General features: G+C 66.1%; 16 protein-coding genes and 1 tRNA gene. 11 read left to right on the top strand and 6 right to left on the bottom strand.

Going from position 1 to position 18,674, the window contains the following annotated elements:
• Positions 1-14 precede the first annotated feature (14 nt).
• The 3 genes from ABRP34_RS05325 to ABRP34_RS05335 form a co-directional block, all read right to left on the bottom strand.
• Positions 15-1,010, bottom strand: a complete 996-nt coding sequence (locus tag ABRP34_RS05325; RefSeq protein WP_353712499.1) for a substrate-binding domain-containing protein — start codon at positions 1,008-1,010, stop codon at positions 15-17.
• A gap of 138 nt (positions 1,011-1,148) precedes the next feature.
• Positions 1,149-1,943 (bottom strand): TIM barrel protein, encoded by a 795-nt coding sequence (locus ABRP34_RS05330; protein ID WP_353712500.1) that lies wholly within the window; start codon positions 1,941-1,943, stop codon positions 1,149-1,151.
• Complete coding sequence (locus tag ABRP34_RS05335; RefSeq protein WP_353712501.1) at positions 1,940-3,091, bottom strand: Gfo/Idh/MocA family oxidoreductase; 1,152 nt, start codon at positions 3,089-3,091, stop codon at positions 1,940-1,942. Before ABRP34_RS05335 ends, ABRP34_RS05330 begins: the two co-directional genes overlap by 4 nt.
• A gap of 108 nt (positions 3,092-3,199) precedes the next feature.
• Here ABRP34_RS05335 and ABRP34_RS05340 point away from each other — a divergent pair, with 108 nt between their 5' ends.
• Entirely contained in the window at positions 3,200-4,198 is a 999-nt protein-coding gene (locus tag ABRP34_RS05340) for a LacI family DNA-binding transcriptional regulator (RefSeq protein WP_353712502.1), read from the top strand.
• 27 nt (positions 4,199-4,225) lie between these two features.
• Here the strand turns inward: ABRP34_RS05340 and ABRP34_RS05345 are convergent, their stop codons facing one another.
• Positions 4,226-4,702 (bottom strand): MarR family transcriptional regulator, encoded by a 477-nt coding sequence (locus ABRP34_RS05345; RefSeq protein ID WP_043419948.1) that lies wholly within the window; start codon positions 4,700-4,702, stop codon positions 4,226-4,228.
• A gap of 95 nt (positions 4,703-4,797) precedes the next feature.
• Between ABRP34_RS05345 and bcp the strand changes: the two genes are divergently transcribed.
• From bcp to ABRP34_RS05390, 9 genes are all read left to right on the top strand, one after another.
• Positions 4,798-5,277 (top strand): thioredoxin-dependent thiol peroxidase, encoded by a 480-nt coding sequence (bcp, locus tag ABRP34_RS05350; RefSeq protein WP_003805835.1) that lies wholly within the window; start codon positions 4,798-4,800, stop codon positions 5,275-5,277.
• Between the two features lie 128 nt (positions 5,278-5,405).
• A tRNA-Leu gene (locus tag ABRP34_RS05355) sits at positions 5,406-5,487 on the top strand.
• Positions 5,488-5,746: 259 nt separating this feature from the next.
• Positions 5,747-6,415, top strand: coding sequence for a fasciclin domain-containing protein (locus ABRP34_RS05360; protein WP_353712503.1), 669 nt, complete (start codon positions 5,747-5,749; stop codon positions 6,413-6,415).
• Positions 6,416-6,663: 248 nt separating this feature from the next.
• Positions 6,664-8,340: an ABC transporter substrate-binding protein gene (locus tag ABRP34_RS05365; protein ID WP_353712504.1), complete on the top strand. Its 1,677-nt coding sequence runs from the start codon at positions 6,664-6,666 to the stop codon at positions 8,338-8,340.
• A 77-nt stretch (positions 8,341-8,417) separates the two neighbouring features.
• Complete coding sequence (locus tag ABRP34_RS05370) at positions 8,418-9,923, top strand: malate:quinone oxidoreductase (protein ID WP_043419951.1); 1,506 nt, start codon at positions 8,418-8,420, stop codon at positions 9,921-9,923.
• Between the two features lie 78 nt (positions 9,924-10,001).
• Entirely contained in the window at positions 10,002-13,220 is a 3,219-nt protein-coding gene (locus ABRP34_RS05375) for an efflux RND transporter permease subunit (protein ID WP_353712505.1), read from the top strand.
• Positions 13,221-13,402: 182 nt separating this feature from the next.
• Positions 13,403-14,353 carry a hypothetical protein gene (locus ABRP34_RS05380; RefSeq protein WP_353712506.1) on the top strand — a complete coding sequence of 317 codons (951 nt, stop codon included), beginning with the start codon at positions 13,403-13,405 and terminating at the stop codon, positions 14,351-14,353.
• Positions 14,354-14,523: 170 nt separating this feature from the next.
• Positions 14,524-15,678 carry an LLM class flavin-dependent oxidoreductase gene (locus tag ABRP34_RS05385; protein ID WP_003805843.1) on the top strand — a complete coding sequence of 385 codons (1,155 nt, stop codon included), beginning with the start codon at positions 14,524-14,526 and terminating at the stop codon, positions 15,676-15,678.
• Positions 15,678-16,145: a MarR family transcriptional regulator gene (locus ABRP34_RS05390; RefSeq protein ID WP_003805844.1), complete on the top strand. Its 468-nt coding sequence runs from the start codon at positions 15,678-15,680 to the stop codon at positions 16,143-16,145. The genes ABRP34_RS05385 and ABRP34_RS05390 overlap by 1 nt, the downstream gene beginning before the upstream one ends.
• 85 nt (positions 16,146-16,230) lie before the next feature.
• Here the strand turns inward: ABRP34_RS05390 and ABRP34_RS05395 are convergent, their stop codons facing one another.
• The gene (locus tag ABRP34_RS05395) at positions 16,231-17,037 is read right to left on the bottom strand and encodes a transglutaminase family protein (RefSeq protein WP_353712507.1); all 807 of its coding nucleotides are present in this window, start codon (positions 17,035-17,037) and stop codon (positions 16,231-16,233) included.
• Between the two features lie 70 nt (positions 17,038-17,107).
• On the bottom strand, positions 17,108-17,896 hold the full coding sequence (locus tag ABRP34_RS05400) for a hypothetical protein (protein WP_353712508.1): 789 nt from the start codon (positions 17,894-17,896) through the stop codon (positions 17,108-17,110).
• Positions 17,897-18,007: 111 nt separating this feature from the next.
• On the opposite strand from ABRP34_RS05400, the gene ABRP34_RS05405 reads away from it, so the two are divergent.
• Positions 18,008-18,673: a DUF1684 domain-containing protein gene (locus tag ABRP34_RS05405; RefSeq protein WP_353712509.1), complete on the top strand. Its 666-nt coding sequence runs from the start codon at positions 18,008-18,010 to the stop codon at positions 18,671-18,673.
• The last annotated feature ends 1 nt before the right edge of the window (position 18,674 follow it).

The raw sequence follows: 18,674 nt of genomic DNA on the forward strand, positions 1-18,674 counted from the left end.
GGGCTGGCGGGCTGCTAGCGGATACCCTGCTGGGCGAAAGTGAGGGCGTTGGCTGCTCCAGCCTTGTCCACGATGGTGGGGCCGGTCAGGACGGGCTGGCCGCCGCCGAGTTTGAAGCCGCCGCGCTTGGCCTGCCACAGCGCGTCCACCGAGCCGTACCCCTGCAGCCATGGCTGCTGGTCGACGGTGAACTCGACGGCGCCGTCGGCAATCTTTTGGGCCAGCTCGGCGTTCATGTCAAAGGAGGCCACCTTGGCCTTGCTGCCGGCCGTGGTCACCGCCTTGAGGATGGTCAGGGTGTACGGCGCACCCAGCCCGATGATGACGTCTGCATCGGCGGTGGCCTGCAGTTTGGCCGTCACGGTGGAGGACACCTGGGTCATGTCCGTACCCTGCACGTACAGGATCTCGGTTGCCGGAACCTTCGACTTCACACCTGCGCAGCGGGCTTCGAGACCGACGTGGCCCTGTTCCTGGATGACGCAGACGGGGTGCTTGAGTCCGAGGGAGTTGAGTTTGTCGCCCACCGCTTCACCGGCGAGTTTCTCATTGGAACCAAAGTGCGTGAAGGCGCCCAGCTGCGCGAAGACAGACTCGCCGGCATTGAGGCTCACCACAGGAATGCCGGCATCTGTAGCCTTCTTCAGGGCGTCCTTCAGGGCGTCCGGCTTGGCCAGGGTCACTGCGATGCCGTCCACTTTCTGGTCCACGGCCTGTTGGATCAGCTGGGCCTGACGGCCGCCTTCAGGGTCCGAGGTGTACAGCAGCTCCACGTTGTCTTTGGCCGCGGCTTCCTCAGCGCCCTTGCGGACAATGTCCCAGAAGGTGTCTCCGGGAGCGGCGTGCGTGATGAGGGCGACCTTGATACGCGGCGTCGACGCGGCCTGGCCGCCGGCCCCGGCATCTGCGTTCTCCGCTGGCCTGCCTCCGCTGCTTGAGCAAGCGCTGAGAGCCATCATCGGCACGACGGCGGCAACCAGCGCCGCCTTCCGCCATGAAAATTTCTTCACCGAAAATCTCCTTTGATCCGGACTCCGGCCGCGCCACGTCGCAGCGGCCGAAATGTTGATATCTCCGATCATCGTGACTCGGATCACTCTTGTCAATGTTTGTCCTAACATTAGGACGATAATAGTTTTATCCCCTGGCTATCCCACCTGGAAGGCCTCCCGGAACGCCGACAGCGCCTGATCCCCCGCCGCCAGTCCCGGCCCACCCGAGGCACCCGCTTCCAGTCCAATGACGCCCGCGTAGCCGACGTCGGCGAGCGCCCCTGCTACGGCGCTGTAGTTGATCTCCCCCGTTCCAGGCTCGAACCGGCCCGGGACGTCGGCTACCTGGATTTCCCCGATCCACGGCAGAGCTGCACGGACCAGCTCAATCAGGTTTCCTTCGCCAATCTGGGCATGATAGAGATCCAGCATCATCCGTACGTGCGGGTGGCCGACGGCGGACACCAGCGCCAGGGTGTCCTTGGCGCGGGCCAGCGGTATGCCCGGGTGATCCAGGGCCGTATTGAGGTTTTCCAGTGCAAAGACGACGCCGTGCCGTTCACCGAGCCGGCCCAGCCTCTCCAGGGTGCGGAGGCCGGTTAGCCACATTTGCCCGGTGGAGCGGTGGAGCGGCCGCACGGCGGCCCCGCCGTCGCCAAGTTCCGCCGGATGCACCACCATTCGCTCGATACCCAGCTCCAGCGCCGCCGGGATGAGGTTCTCCGCCGATTCAACAACCCGGTCCGCGTTGGCCGGATCAATGAGGCTGCCGCCAAAGTAGCCGCTCATGGAGGAAAAACGGGCGCCTGTTGCGGCCAGTGCTGCAATGTCCCGGTTCCGCGTGTCCCAGAGTTCCACCTCGAACCCCTGCTCATGAATGCGCCGCACCCGCTCGATGAGGGGCAACTCGCCGTAGATCATCTCGGCGCATGCTGCCAGCCGGAAGCTCATGCGCCCTGACCCGTGAAGTGCTGACCCGTGAAGTGCTGTCCCGCCAGCTGCAGCTCCGGCTCGGCCGCCTGCAGATGTGCCACAGCCGAAACGTCCACCGGCAGGCCGGTCTCGTGCGACCGGATGGCCGCTAGAGCCACGGCGAGCGCGTTGCGGGCATCGACGCCGCCCGGAACCGCCTTTCCGCCCGGTGCGCGTCCGGCCCGGCGGGCCGCAATGCCGTCGACGAACCGGGCGAGCTCCGCGGTATATGCGCCATGGAAGAGATCGATGTTCAGCCGCACGGTGTCCGAGGCAATGCCCGCGGCTGTGTAGCTCACGGCGTTTGATGCCCGCGGCCCGCCTGCACTGACCATACCGGCCGATCCGAAGACTTCGCCCCGCACGTCGTAGCCATACAGGGCATTAAAGTTGGCTTCGGCCACCGCGATGGCCCCGTTGCTGTAGGTGACCGTGACCACCGCCGTATCCAGCAGGCCTCCGGCTTTCGCTTCGGGGGCCACGAGGGCGTCAGCCACTGCATGCACCTTCAGCGGAACCGCGCCCGGGTTCAGCCAGTTCAGGGTGTCGAAATCATGGATCAGCGTTTCCAGGAAGATCGTTCCGGGCGCGATCCGCTCCGGGACGGCGATTCCGGCCGCGGTGCCCGGGTCCCGGGTGAGGGACCGCAGGAGCTGCGGAGTACCTACTGCGCCCTCGTCGATAAGTTTCCTCGCGGCGGCGAAGTCTGCAGCGAAGCGCCGGTTGAAGCCAAACTGGACATTAATCCCGGCGGCCTCTGCAGCGGCCAGCGCCTCGTCCAGTTCTTCAACAGTGCGGCCACCCGGCTTTTCGCAGAATACGTCTTTCCCGGCCCGGGCCGCAGCCGCAATCAGGCCGGAATGGAACTTTGCCGGCGATGCCACCAGGACCCCATCAATGTCGGGGTCGTTAATCACGTCCGCTGGATCTGCCGTGATTCTGGGGACGCCGAGCTTGCCCGCCAAGGCCTCGGCGGCGGGAAGCGCGGGGTCAGCGACGGCATCCAGCCGCGCATGCGGAATCCGGAGGGCCACTGACTCGGCGTGGAAGGCGCCGATCCAGCCGGCTCCAATCAGGCCGAGCCGGACGGGGCGGTTGCCGGCGGCGGGCTGCTGAATATAGGTCATGAATCATCCTTCTTCTCAGGCTTCTAGATCGTTCTAGTGAACTGATCGTGGCACAGCCTTTAGCTTCTGTCTAGATCGTTCTATAGACTGCTGGCAGGAGGGAGGAACATGACTGAACAGCAACGGCGCCCCACCCTGATGGACGTAGCCGAAGCGGCCGGCGTTTCACGGGCCCTGGTTTCCATCGTGATGCGCGGCGCGCCCGGCGCGGCAGAAGCCACGAGACAGAAAGTGCTCGACGCCGCACGCGAACTCGGCTACCGGCCGGACAGCCGTGCGCGGCTGCTGCGCAGTACCCGGACCAAACTCCTGGGCCTCAGTTTCTCCACAGCCCACGCGTTCCACGCCGAAATTGTGGACGCGGCATACGCTGAGGCCGGCGCTAAAGGCTACGAACTCGCACTGGGCGGCGTCACCAGTGGCAGGCCCGAGGCCCGGACCATCGAGGCCCTGTTGGATTTCGGGTCCGAGGCGCTGATCCTGATCTCGCCAACACTCAGCAGCGACGAACTGGCACGGTATGCCAGTCAGGTGCCGGTGGTGAGCCTCCTCCGGAACGACGTCGGCGACGCCACCGATTCCGTGAGCAGTGATGATTACGCGGGCATCCGGATGGCGGTGGAGCACCTGGTGTCCCTGGGGCACCGGAGGATCGTTCATATCGACGGCGGTTCCGCGGTCTCCGCCGAACCGCGCCGGTCTGCCTTCCGGGCGGAGATGAAACGCCGTGGCCTGGAGCCGGCCATCATTGCCGGGGGCGCGATGGAGGAAGACGGGATGACCGCTGGCAATTCCCTGGGCCCGGTCATGCCGACCGCCGTCATCGCCTTCAACGACAGGTCAGCCCTCGGGGTCATCGAGAGCCTCCGGGCACAGGGGCAACGGGTCCCGGCAGATGTGTCAGTGCTGGGCTACGACGACAGCCAGTTCGCACGGCTCAGCTATGTCCAGCTGTCCTCGATCAGCCAGGACGCGCCACAGCTTGCCGCCGCGGCCGTGGACCGCGCCGCGGCGCGGATTGAAGGAACCCAGTCGGCCGGGCATGTCGTGCGGACCCCGCATCTGGTGGCACGCAGGACCACTGCCGCTCCCCCTGCCGGCGGGTAGCCGCCGATACCGGGAATGGGCCTCGGGCTAGGAATTGGCCTCGACGGCCAGCCCGGTGTCGGCGCTGGCAACGATGGCGTTGGTCTCCGGCGACGCGAAGCGCTTAGCCAGCTCCCGGACCACAGCCTGAAGTTCCTGGCGGAGCAGATCCGGGTCAATGGACGCTGCGGCGAGGACCGACCGTTCCATGTCTGCTGCAGCCATGACGGCTTCAGTGCCCCGCTCCGTGAGCGATACGACGTGGCTGCGCCGGTCCGACGTGCTGCGCTGGCGCACAATATGCCCGTGCGACTCGAGGCGGCTCAGCGTTTTGCCCATGGTCTGGGCCTGCACCCGGACAAGCTGGGCCAGCTGCGCCTGCGTCATGGGGCCACTGTTGTAGAGCACCTCGATGGCGATAACGCCGGCATGGGTCAGGCCGATGGCGCCCAGCTTCTCGTTCCATGAGTGCTCAACAAGGCGGGCCGCCGTGGACAAGAGACGCCCTGTGGGCCAGCGATCCATATCAGGCATAGCACTAAGTATAACTAAGCCTGATTAGTACCCGACACGAAGCCTTACTAAGCTGTCATGTCCCGCACCAAAACAAGGAGACAACGTTGGCTGAAAAACTTACGCCCGGCGACACCGCCCCCGCCTTCACACTGAAGGACGCTACGGGAGCGGACGTGAGCCTCAGCGATTACCGCGGCCGGAACACCATAGTTTATTTCTATCCGGCCGCCGCCACGCCCGGATGCACCAAGCAGGCCTGCGACTTCCGGGACAGCCTGGCATCCCTTCAGGCTGCCGGCTACGAAGTGCTGGGGATTTCGCCTGACCCGGTGGGCAAGCTGGCCAGTTTCGCCGACGCCCAGGGCCTCACCTTCCCGCTCCTGTCGGACGAGGACCATGCAGTTGCCGAGGCCTACGCCGCGTGGGGCGAGAAGAAGAACTATGGCCGGACCTACGAGGGCCTCATCCGTTCCACCGTGGTGGTGGACCCGGACGGCAAAGTTGCCGTGGCCCAGTACAACGTCCGGGCTACCGGGCATGTCGCCAAGCTGCGCAAGGACCTCAAGCTCGAAGAGGTTGGATAACCCTGCGCCTGACAGACTGGCCGCACCTGCCGCAAGGACCGCACGGGTGACGGTACAATTGAGGCTGGCATCCGCCGTCGTACGTTTCCTGCTGCTGACAGCACGCAGGGCGCACCAGGCGGGGCCGGGCGCGAGTGGTGAAATTGGCAGACACGCAGGATTTAGGTTCCTGTGCCTTCGGGCGTGGGGGTTCAAGTCCCCCCTTGCGCACAACAGCAAATGAATGGGGAAATCCCGGGCTACGGCCCGGGATTTCCCCATTTAACCGGCCACTGCCAACGGGCGCCCACGAGGCCGCCGAAAAATCTTTCCAGGTTCACCCATCCGCTGCCGCCGACCAGGCGAATACCCAGTGAGACACCGGCCACCTGTCCAACAACCCGGCCGGTGCCCCACAGTCGGAAAGGATCGCCGGGAGACGCCATACCCCCTGCGGTCCCGTTCATCGGCACAACTAAGGAGAACCGAAATGCAGTCTTTCAAGCGCTCAACCTTCACCGTCGCAGGCGTTGCAGCCGCCGCTCTGCTGAGCCTCACCGCTTGCGGCGGCTCCGCCGGCACGTCCAGCAGTTCGTCGGCCGCCGCCGAGCCGTCCGCCTCCAGCATGGCGCCATCACCGTCTGAGACATCGGCGGCTATGGATCCGGCCGCCAACCTTGCCGGGCCCGGCTGTGCCGACTACGCCAAGCAGGTTCCCAGCGGCAAGGGTTCCGTCGCAGGCATGGCCCTGGATCCCGTGGCCGTCGCCGCCTCGAACAACCCGTTGCTGAAGACGCTGACCGCCGCGGTCTCCGGCAAGCTGAACCCGAAAGTCGATCTCGTTGATACGCTGAACGGCAGCGAGTTCACGGTGTTCGCGCCGGTTGACGACGCTTTCGCCAAGGTCGATGCGGCAACGATCGAGACCCTCAAGAAGGACGACGCCCTGTTGAGCAAGATCCTCACCTACCACGTGGTCCCGGGCCAGGTCACTCCGGACAAGATCGTTGGCACGCACAAGACCGTGCAGGGCGGATCGGTAACCGTGACCGGCACCAAGGATGCCCTCAAGGTGGACGGCGCCAACGTGATCTGCGGCGGCGTCCAGACGGCGAATGCCACCGTTTACCTCGTGGACTCGGTGCTGATGCCGAAGTAGATACTGACCCTGGCCCGGGACCCGTCCCGGGCCAAGACCGCGGTCCGCACCCGAGGGTGCGGACCGCGGTCTTTTGCTGTGCGGGCCTCCTGCGCCGCCCGGTGCCGCCCCGCGCTCCGTCCGGACGCCAACCGGGCCGGCGTGTCCTGGCTCACGCATAAGCCAAGGGTCCGCAATCCGTCAATTAGACTGGGTGGCGGGCAAGCAGCCGCCCACGCGCACCCCAGCAGTCCAGAGGTGGTAATCGAGTGCCCAGCAGCAGTATCCCGCGCCGTACGGCCCTCAAGACCGGCGCCGTCCTTCTGGGCCTGTCCCTCACTTCCTGTACGAGCGAAGCCGAGCCCACGCCGTCGTCCGCTGCGGCGAGCACCACAACGGCCGCCGCAGCCCCTTCCGAGACCTTTACGTTCGGCACGGCCTCGCAGCCTCTGGGCCTGGATCCCGCCCTGGCCAACGACGTCGAGTCGCAGCGGGTCACCCGGCAGGTGCTGGAGGGCCTGGTGGGCGTCGACCAGACAACGGGCGAGCCCACGCCGCTGCTGGCAACGGCATGGGCGGAAGCAGCCGACGGCCTGTCCTACACATTCACCCTTCGCCCCGGCGTCAGGTTTCACGATGGCTCCCCGTTCAACGCCGACGCCGTCTGCACCAATTTCGACCGCTGGTTCAACTTTTCCGAGGCGCTGCGGAAGCAGGCTCCGGGAGCCACCTTCAAGGGAGTGTTCAAGGAACACGCCGACCATGCCGAGCTGTCCGTCTTCAAATCCTGCACCGCCCTGTCGGCCCTGCGGGTGCGGATCCGCCTCACCGAGCGCTTCACAGGCTTCCTCCAGGCCCTGACACTTCCCGCGTTTGCCATGTCCTCCCCCAAGGCACTCGCCGCGGGTAAGGCCGACCAGCTCAGCCTTAGGCGCGGGAGCCAGGCACTTTCCGCCTACGCCACCCACCCTGTGGGCACCGGCCCCTTCCGCTTCTCCGCGTGGAACAGCGCGGGCGTCACCCTTACGGACAACAAGGACTACTGGGGCACCCGGGGACAGATTGCCACCCTCCAGTTCGTGACCTACGACCACCCGCAGACGCGGCTGCAGGCCCTGCTGGACGGCAGGATCGACGGCTATGACGCCGTGACGGTGGGGAACTTCGACCAGCTCGTCAAACGCGGCAAGCAGATCATCCAGCGGGACCCCTTCTCTGTGATGTATCTGGGCATGAACCAGGAAATTCCCGTGCTGAAGGACCTCAAGGTCCGCCAGGCCATCGAACTGGCCATCGACAAAGACACGCTGATCAGGCGCTTCTTCATCGACAACACGGCCCAGGCCTCACAGTTCGTTCCGCCCAAGCTGAGCGGCTTCAACAACAACGCACCCGCGCTGGGCCACGATCCAAGCAAAGCGAAGGAACTCCTGGCAGAGGCCGGCTACAAGGGCCAGGCCCTGAAGTTCTACTACCCCATGAATGTCACGCGGCCCTACCTGCCCACGCCGGAGAAGGTCTACGCGGAGCTCAGCCGCCAGCTCACGGCAGTCGGACTGAACATCCAGCCCGTTCCCGTGGACTGGACGGACGGCTACCTGCAGAAGGTTAAGAACCCCGGCGACCATGCCCTGCACCTGCTCGGCTGGAACGGCTCCTACTCCGACGCGGACAACTTCCTGGCGCCGCTCTTCGGCGAGAAGAACGGCGAGTTCGGCTACCAGGACCCGCAGGTGTTCTCCAAGATCGACCGCGCCCGCGGACTCCCGGACGGCCAGGAGCGCACGCAGCAGTACCAGACAATCAACGCCCAGATCGCGGAGTCGCTGCCCGCCGTGCCCATTGCTTTCCCGATCTCCGCCCTGGCCCTGTCCGACCGGGTGATCAGCTATCCCGCCTCGCCGGTATTAAATGAAGTTTTCACGAAGGTCCAGCTGAGGCCTTGACGCCGGGGCGCAATTTCAGTTAGAGGGCGGTGCAGGGATATTCTGTGACAGCCAGAGCCGCCTACGGGAGACTGATTGTGACCTTCATTTCCAAGACCCAACATGCCGACGTCGTCCTCATTGGCGGCGGCATCATGAGCGCCACGCTGGGTGCTTTCATCAAGCAGCTCGAACCCAACTGGACCATTTCCCTGTTCGAGCGGCTCGACGAGGCCGGCCTGGAGAGCTCAGGACCGTGGAACAACGCCGGCACCGGACACGCCGCGCTGTGTGAGCTTAACTACTCCCCCGCAGCCAAAGACGGCTCGGTCAATCCTGCCAAGGCACTGCACATCAACGAGCAGTACCAGCTGTCCCGCCAGTTCTGGTCCCATCTGGTGGACAACTCCCTGATCGGCTCCCCCAAGGGTTTCATCAACACCGTTCCGCACATGAGCTTCGTCATCGGCGATGACAACTCGAACTTCCTCAAGACCCGGTACAACGCGCTCAAGGAGCACACCCTGTTCCGGAGCATGGAGTACTCCGAGGACTTCGCGCAGATCGCCAAGTGGGCGCCGCTGATCGTCAAGGGCCGCGACACCAAGCAGCGCGTCGCCGCCACCCGCGCCGCCGAAGGTACCGACGTCGACTTCGGTGCCCTGACCCGTGAGCTCACCGGCTACCTGGCCAACAACGGCGTCGAAATCAACTACGGCCACAACGTCACCGATGTCCGCAGGGCGTCCGACGGCGGCTGGGACCTTTCGCTCAAGCACCCCGCTTCCGGTGAGCGCGGCAGCATCCGGGCCAAGTTCGTCTTCGTCGGCGCGGGCGGCGGAGCGCTGCACCTGCTGCAGGCTTCCGGCATCCCGGAGAGCAAGGGCTTCGGCGGGTTCCCGGTCTCCGGCCAGTTCTTCCGCTGCACGGATCCGTCCCTCGCATCCCAGCACAACGCCAAGGTCTACGGCCAGGCTTCCGTCGGCGCGCCGCCCATGTCGGTGCCGCACCTGGACACCCGCTACGTCAACGGCAAGCGCTCCCTGCTGTTCGGCCCGTACGCCGGCTTCTCCACGAACTTCCTGAAGAACGGCAGCTACCTGGATCTCCCGCTGTCCATCCGGCCGAGCAACATCATCCCGATGCTCGCCGTGGCCAAGGACAACATGGACCTGACCGCCTACCTGGTCAAAGAGGTGGCCAAGCGCCACGGTGACAAGGTGGAGGCGCTGCGCGAGTACTATCCCGAGGCCAAGGACGGCGACTGGGAACTCATCACCGCCGGCCAGCGTGTGCAGATCATCAAGAAGGATCCGAAGAAGGGCGGTGTGCTGCAGTTCGGAACCGAGGTGATTGCCGCCCGCGACGGTTCCATCGGCGCGCTCCTCGGCGCTTCACCGGGAGCCTCCACGGCCGTGCCCATCATGATCGAGCTCCTGCAGAAGTCCTTCCCCAAGAACTTCAAGGGCTGGCAGTCCAAGCTCAAGGAAATGATGCCGGGCTACGGCGTCAAGCTCAACGAAAATCCGGAGCTGGCGGCGGAACTCGAGAAGGCCACCGCCAAGAGCCTCCAGCTGGAAGCATCGCCCGCAGTCCAGCGATGACCGTCCAGCGCTGACCCGGCGCGGGTTGCGGCAGGCACCACCGAAGGCACACAGTCCGTCGACCCAGGAGATCACACGATGTTCCGGCTGGCCCACCTATCCCTCGGGAACCGCGCACTCATCGCGCTGATCACCATCTTCGCCTCGGTGTTCGGCGTGATCACCATGTCCTCGCTGAAGCAGGAACTCATTCCCTCGATTGAGTTCCCGCGGATCACGGTGATCACGTCGATGCCCGGGGCGTCGCCCGAGGTGGTGGACAAGCAGGTCAGCCGGCCGCTGGAGACCGCGCTGAACGGCGTCGAAGGCCTGGAGTCGACGTCGTCCACGTCCCGCAATGGGGTCTCGCAGATCAGCCTGGTGTTCACCTATGGTTCCAACCTGGACCGGGCCCGGAACCAGATCGACCGGGCGATCTCCAACGCCAAGCGCACGCTGCCCGACGACGTCCAGCCCCAGGCCATCGCGGGCAGCATCAGCGACTTCCCGATCGTCTTCCTCGCCGTCTCCTCCGACAAGCCGCTCAGTGAGCTGAACACGGACCTCCAGCGCCTGTCGGTACCGAGGCTGCAAAAGCTCGACGGCGTCCGCGGCGCCGACGTGACGGGCGGCGCCAGCCGGCACATCCTCATCCAGCCGAACGCGGCCAGGATGGCCGCCGGCGGTGCCAGCGTCCAGTCCCTGCGGAACGCCCTGACCAACAACGGTGATCTTGTCCCGGCGGGCACCATCGAGGAAAAGGGCCAGAGCCTGTCCCTGCAGATCGGCAGCCCGGTCAACTCTGTAGCCGCGGTCAAGGCGCTGCCGCTCAGCGGGGCCAACGCCGGCACCACCATCGGCTCCGTGGCCGACGTCAGCATCAAGGATGACGCCCGGACGTCCATCACCAGGACTAACGGCCGCGAAACGCTTGCCATTTCCGTGACGAAGAAGCCCGAGGGCGACACTGTCGCGATCTCGCACGCGGTGAAGGAATTGCTTCCGCAGCTCGAGGCGGAGCTCGGCTCGGACGCCAAGTTCACCGCCGTCTTCGACCAGGCACCCTTCATCGAGAAGTCCATCAAGGACCTCACCACGGAAGGCCTCCTGGGACTCGGTTTCGCGGTGGCCGTCATTCTCCTCTTCCTCATGTCCGTCCGCTCCACCCTGGTCACCGCCGTCTCCATTCCGCTGTCGCTGCTCATCACCTTCATCGGCCTCTCCGGCACGGGATATTCGCTGAACATCCTAACGCTCGGTGCGCTGACCATCGCCATCGGCCGGGTGGTGGACGACTCGATCGTGGTGATCGAGAACATCAAGCGGCATCTGAGCTACGGCGAAGCCAAGCTCACCGCCATCCTCACCTCCATCCGTGAAGTTGCGGGCGCCATCACGGCATCCACACTGACCACCGTGGCCGTCTTCCTCCCGATCGCCTTCGTGGGCGAGCTCGCAGGCGAACTGTTCCGTCCGTTCGCCCTGACGGTCACCATTGCGCTGCTCTCCTCGCTCCTGGTGTCCCTGACCATCGTTCCCGTGCTCGCGTACTGGTTCCTGAAGAGCCCCGCAACCGGAGGCGGCGCCGAGGCCCCGCTGTCCGCCGCGGAGGTCCAGGCGCAGGCGCACGAGACCGAGCAGCGCAGCATCCTCCAGCGCGGCTACCTGCCCGTGCTGAACAAGACCCAGAAGCACCCGGTGCTCACCCTGGTCGCCGCTGTCCTGGTCCTCGGCGGGACCGCCGCCATGACGCCGCTGCTCGCCACCGACCTGCTGGGACGCTCAGGCGAGAACAGCATGACGGTCAAGCAGGAACTTCCGGCCGGCACGAGCCTTGAAGACACCAGCGCCGCGGCCCGGAAGGTCGAGGACGTGCTCCTTGGCATCGACGGAATCAGGGACGTCCAGGTGACCTCCGGCAATGCGCAGGCGGGTTTCACCGCGCTGACGTCCTCCGGTGCCTCCAATTCCTCGTTCACGGTTGTCACCGACGAAAAAGCGAACCAGGGCAAGCTGCAGGAGACCGTCCGCAGCGAACTGGCGACGGCAGGTGCTGCGGGCAAAATCTCCGTCGGCTCCCAGCAGGGCGGCTTCGGGACGTCCTCCACGGTGGACATCACCCTGAAGGCAGCGACCTCCGAAGACCTGAGGAAGGCCAGCGACGCCATGGTGAAGGCCATGACGGGAGTTCCCGGAAGCAGCGAGGTGACCACAAACCTCGCCGCCAGCCAGCCTGTGGTGCAGGTCAAGGTGGACCGGGCCAAGGCCGTTGCCGCGGGCCTGACCGAAGAGCAGGTGGCCGGCGTCCTGGCCTCGACCATCAGCCCAGTCCCCGCGGGCACGGTGCGCATCGACACGGACGATTTCCCCGTCCAGATCGGGGAAGGGAAACGCTTCACCAGTATCGCCGCCGTCCGCGACATCCCGCTCCCAACCGCCTCCGGCCCGGTCCCGCTCAGCCGGATTGCCGCCGTCGAACAGGTCGATGTCCCCCTTTCCATCACCTCCAGCAACGGCCAGCGGACCGCGCAGGTGTCCGTCACGCCGTCGGGATCCAACCTGGGCGCCGTCAGCGCCGAGGTGCAGCAGCGCCTCAAAGCCGTGGACCTGCCGGCCGGGGTGACCGCGGAGATCGGCGGTGCCACCACCCAGCAGGCAGAATCGTTCCGGCAGCTCGGCCTTGCACTGCTGGCCGCCATCGCCATCGTCTACGTGATCATGGTGGCGACGTTCAAGTCCCTGATCCAGCCGCTGATCCTCCTCGTTTCGGTGCCGTTCGCCGCCACCGGAGCGGTTGCCCTGCTTCTGGTCACGCAGGTGCCGCTGGGACTGCCGTCGCTGATCGGCATGCTGATGCTCGTGGGCATTGTGGTCACCAACGCGATCGTGCTGATCGACCTCATCAACCAGTACCGGAAACCGCGCGGCGGCAAACCGGGGATGAGCGTGGCCGACGCCATCACGCACGGTGCCCGGCAGCGGCTCCGCCCCATCCTGATGACCGCACTGGCCACGGTCTTCGCGCTGACCCCCATGGCCCTCGGCATGACGGGCGGCGGCGGGTTCATATCGCAGCCGCTGGCCATCGTGGTGATCGGCGGGCTGGTCTCGTCCACGGCGCTCACGCTGGTGCTCGTCCCGGTGCTGTACCGGCTGGTGGAGGGACGGAAGGAGAAGAAGGAGCTCATGCGCCAGCTCAAGGAACGGCCCGACTTCTCCGCCGCCGAGGACGACGTCGATGCCGAGTTCGCCGACTGGACCACCGGCATGGTGCCCAAACTCAGCGGCCGCCGCGCCGCCCCCGGCTCCCCCGACTGACCCCGCCTCATCCCTTCCTCCCCGACTGACCCCGCCTCATCCCTTCCTCCCCACCCAACTAGGTAGCAGCAGAGGGCCTTCCCAGCGCTGGGAACGCCCTCAGCTGCTACCTACATGGGGTGACTGCCGGGTTGCCTGTGGATAACTCAATTCCGGGCTCCGGTTTTTGGAACGATGGGGCCATGAAATATCCGAGCGCGTTGCCGGACCATCTCTCGGCCATTCCCTTCACCGTGAAGGAGGCACTCGACGCCGGGGTTGGCCGGGACCGGCTGAAGATCGGCGGCCTCGTGACCCCCAGCCGGGGCATCCGGATGCCTTCGCCCTCCCACACCCAACCCTCGACGCAGCAGCTGGCGCACCTGGCCCGGCCCCACACGCTGGTCACCGGCCTTTCGGCGGCGTCGCATGCAACCGCCTTCCTGCTGTGGGAGTTTCCCGGTTTCCTCCCCGGCGCTGATCGCCCTGGCATCCACATATCCCGCCCGGACGCGGTTGCCATCGCCCGGCGGCGGGGTGTGGTGGGCCACCGCGGACAGTTCTTTCCCGACGAGATCGTGGAACTCGTCGGGGTGTTCGTGACCAGCAGGACCAGGACGTGGCTGGACATCGCGCGGCGGATGAGTGTCGATGAGCTGACAGTGGTGGCGGACCACCTCCTGCGCCGTCCGCGTCCTGAGTTCGAGGGGAGGTCCGCAGCCCATGCCACCCGCGACGAACTCGCCGACATGCTGGACAGACACAAGGGAACACCCGGGATCAGGAAAGCGCGTTTGGCGCTGGACCAGGCGCGTGCCGGCGCAGACTCGGCGCCCGAAACACGGCTCCGGCTTGCGCTGGCGCGCCGGGGCTTTCCCGATGCAGACGTCAACGTGCCGGTGTCGCTGGCCGGTGGCGTCGTGCGCCAGCCCGACCTTTCCTACCCGGAGTTCCGTGTTGCGGTGGAGTACGACGCAGAGGGCCATTCGGATCCGGCGCAGGTGCTAAAGGACATCGGCCGCGACGAGGATTTCGCCGCCGCGGACTGGATCCTGGTGCGGATCGGCAAGACCCACATGGAGAACGACGCGCGGGCGGCCGTCCGCAAGGTCCGCTTGGCGCTTCTGGCGCGCGGCTGGTCCCCGTCTGAGTAGCAGTTCGGGGCCTTCCCAGCCGTGGGAAGGCCCTGAGCTGCGACCCAGTTGGGAGGGGCGGGAATATCCTGGCGCCGGGGACGTTGAGGGCAGTACATGCAAATGCATGTAAATCGGGTACACTGTCAGTACAGGTCCGAACAACAACTTCGGCGAACGGAAGGCTCATCATGCAGATCGGCGTATTCAGCGTCAGCGACATCACCCAGGACCCCACCACGGGCCGGACCCCCACCGAGCACGAGCGCATCAAGGCATCCGTGGCGATCGCCAAGAAGGTCGAAGAGATCGGCATGGACGTCTACGCCCTCGGTGAGCACCACAACCGGCCGTTCTTCTCCTCCTCCCCCACCACGACGCTCGCGTACATCGCCGCCCAGACCGAGCGCATCACGCTGTCCACCGCGACCACGCTGATCACCACGAACGATCCGGTCAAGATCGCCGAGGACTTCGCCATGCTGCAGCACCTGTCTGACGGCCGCGTGGACCTGGTTCTGGGCCGCGGCAACACGGCCCCGGTCTACCCCTGGTTCGGCAAGAACATCCAGGACGGGATCGAGCTCGCCATCGAGAACTACAGCCTGCTGCGCAAGCTGTGGGACGAGGACACCGTCAACTGGTCAGGAAAGTTCCGCACCCCGCTGCAGAACTTCACCTCCACACCGCGCCCGCTGGACGGCGTGTCCCCCTTTGTGTGGCACGGCTCCATCCGCAGCCCGCAGATCGCGGAAGTGGCGGCCTACTACGGCGACGGGTTCTTCGCGAACAACATCTTCTGGCCCAAGGAGCACTACCAGCAGCTGATCAGCCTGTACCGCGAGCGCTACGAGCACTACGGCCACGGCAAGGCGGACCAGGCCATCGTGGGGCTGGGCGGACAGTTCTTCATGCGGAAAAACTCCCAGGATGCCGTCCGGGAATTCCGTCCGTACTTCGACAACGCCCCCGTCTACGGCCACGGCCCGTCACTGGAGGACTTCACCTCCCAGACTCCGCTGACTGTCGGCAGCCCGCAGGAGGTCATCGAGAAGACCCTCACGTTCCGCGAGTTCTTCGGCGACTACCAGCGCCAGCTGTTCCTGATCGACCACGCCGGCCTGCCGCTGAAGACCGTCCTGGAGCAGCTGGACCTGTTCGGCGAGGAGGTCCTGCCCGTCCTGCGCAAGGAGTACGCCGAACGCACGCCCGCTCACATCCCGGCTCCGCCCACGCACGCCGGGCGCGTAGCCGCACGGATCGCCGCCAGCGGCGCTGCAGGTGAGGGCGCTGGTGCCGGGATCGGCCAGGACACGGCAGCCGTTCCCTCCCCGACGGAGGCGTGATGGCACCCCGGAAGGCGCCGGCGACTTCCGCCGTCCGGCTGGCCGCCGAAACCTGGGAGTCGCTGTTCCGCGCGCAGGTGGCCGTGATGCGCAGGCTGCAGTCCGGCCCCGCCTTCCGGAACCTGGCGGTGAACGAGTACGACGTATTGTTCACCCTGTCACGGTGCCCGTCCGGCTGGCTGCGGCTGAACGAACTGAACGACAACGTGCTCCTGAGCCAGTCCAGCCTGAGCAGGCTGGTGGACCGGCTGGAGAAACGCGGCCTTGTGGCGCGCATGCCGGCCCCGGACGACGGCCGGGGCGTCTTGCTCAAACTCACGGAGGAGGGCGCCGCGCTGCAGAAGGAAATCGGCCGGGAGCACGTGCGGGACATCGCCGAACTCGTTGCCCCGGCGCTGACGGCGGCGGAGCAGCGCGAACTGCTGCGCCTCACGGAGAAGCTGCGCGCGTCACTGCCGTCCCGTTAGCGGGACGGCACCGGAGGGGCACCGCCGTCGGACGGCCGACGGCGGGACACCGGACCCGTCGTCACTCGCCTCTCCCGCCCTGCAGTCAGCGGATGACGGCCAGCTTGTCCGGATCCTCCGCAGGCAGGTCCCCGTTCACCGTGGCGAAGACCCTGATCTCCCGCAGGGAGAGGCTTCCGCCCACGGTGGACAGGAAGGCCGTGTCCGAGGAGTCGCGTCCGGCGGTGATGCGCAGCATGGCATCCCTGGGCGCCAGGCCGGTGGGGTCGATCACGTGCCAGGCCCCGTTGATGTGGGCCTCGGCCACAGCATGGAAATCCATCGGGGAAAGGCCCGGCGCATAAACAGCCGCGAGCCGTGCAGGCACGTTCTTGGCACGCAGCAGCGAGATCGCCAGGTGCGCATAGTCGCGGCACACGCCCCGCCGGTTCAGGAGGGTCTCCACGGCGCCGTCCGTCCCCCGGGAGGAGCCGCTGACATAGCGCAGTTCGTTGAACACCCAGTTGCGTACGGCGTGCAGGAGTTCCCCGCCCTGGAGTCCGCCGAACTCGGCATAGGACGTTGGAAGCAGCCGGTCTGACTCGGCATAACGGCTGGGCCGGACATAGCGGATCAGCTCCATCAGAGAGGCCTCCTCAGGTTCCGCAAGGCCCGCAACACTGGCCGAGTAATCCACGGTGACCTCAGTGGGGTCAGCAAACTCCATGTAATGGAATCTGCCCCCGTGGTGGTCCGACAGCTCCGTCAGAGGAACCTGTTCCCCACCGGCCGTCACGCTGAGGTTCTCGTCAAACGACGTGTACCCGGCATTCCTCGCCACGGAGATGGCCATCGCCACCTTTGTGTCGGCCACGGTCTTAAATACCAGGCGGGCAGCAACAGTTCGTTCCATTGGTCTCCGGGGTGTGAGGCGGCGTCAGTCAGTCGCGGCTGCGGGCTGGGGTGTGCCGGAGGCAGCGGGACTAGCTCTTGATCTCCAGAGACATTAGCATCCGCTGAACGTTGGCGAATTCGGAGCCCTTGTTGACATAGCCGGCTGCCTGGTCAAGGGTGTCGAAGGCCTTGGCCGGTGCCACTTTTTCATCCGGCGCGAACGACTTCAGCGAGCGCACGTCGCTGAACGAGTAGTTCCCCTTGCCCGCCAGGCCCTGTACCACGTTCTGCAGCTGGCACGCCTTGGAGTCGGCGCCGCCCACCAGATTGGTGATGCCGTAGGAGCCGAAGTAGCGGTAGCCCTGGATCACCCTGAACACCACGTGCGGGTCGATGGTCCCCTGCCCGCCGCTATGCGGCAGCTCCACCGGAACACTGCTGACGACGACGTAGGGCTTGCGGGCGGAAGCGGCGCAACTCGCCGGGCTGGTCTCGGGCAGGCCCGTTTGCAGGGTGGCCAGGTAGGCGCCTTCGGCGTCCTTGACCTCGATCTTCACGGCGCCGGGGAGGGTTCCCTTATCGGGGTCAACGGACTGGGCAATCCAATCCTGCGGCAGCTCGAAACTCACGGTCTTGGCAGGGTCGGTGAAGACCTTCCAGGCAGCCGCCGTGGCCCCGGCCGTCGCGGTGGCACTGGCCGAGGCGGTTGCGGAAGGGGCCGCGGAACCCGATGCCGCACCGGTCGCCGGGCTGGTGCCCGGCTCCGCGGTCCAGGCGGGCGCACCCTTGCCGTCGCTGCTGCAGCCGGCCATCAGTCCCGCCGTCAACAGTACGACGGCGGCGATCCCCTTACGTCCAGAAGCCGTAATCCCTGTCATGGCTCCAGCCTAACCGGGACGCTGGCCCCCATCCGGAGGCTGCGGGCCAGCGTTTCGCGGTCCCCCGGCGGCCTGGGCGGACGGGCATCACAAAGGGTCTAGGCTGAGGTCATGGCCGAACATGAACTGGACGCAGCGGAGCAGACCCTGGCGAACATGTCCGCGCTCGACATTGCAGACTGGCGGCTGCGGACCTTCGCCCTCTACGACACCGTGCGCAAGATCGCCGCCGACAGCCCTGAGGAGGCCCACGCCTACTGGCGCCAGGAGCGCGACCGCATGTTCGGAACCCATCCGGCGTCGGCCCTGACAGATGAAGCCAAGGCGTCCTTTTACGGCCTCAAGACGGCCGACTACGATCCCATCTACCGCTTCTACGTCCCCCTGACCAAGCAGGGTGCCGGGCGGGAAATGAACGTCGAAACAGGGACAGACGGTGTGGTCCGGTTTGTCCGGCTGGGAACCTTCGACCTCCCGGAAATGGGACAACTGGCCGTCTGGAAGCTGATGGGCTACGGGGGCGGGATCTTCGTCCCGTTCCGGGACGCCACCGCCGGCCAGCCCGGCGGAAGCTACGGTGCGGGCCGCTACCTCCTGGACACCATCAAGGGCGCATTCCATGGCGTCGTCCGCGGCCCGGGGCCGGAAGTCCAGTATGTGCTGGACTTCAACTTTGCCTACAACCCGTCGTGCGCCTACAACGAGGCCTGGGCCTGCCCTCTCGCCGGCCCGGCCAACCGGCTGGCTGTGGAGATTCCGGTCGGCGAGCTGTACTGAC

Source organism: Arthrobacter sp. K5 (genome assembly GCF_040448525.1).
Taxonomy (GTDB): Bacteria; Actinomycetota; Actinomycetes; order Actinomycetales; family Micrococcaceae; genus Arthrobacter; species Arthrobacter globiformis.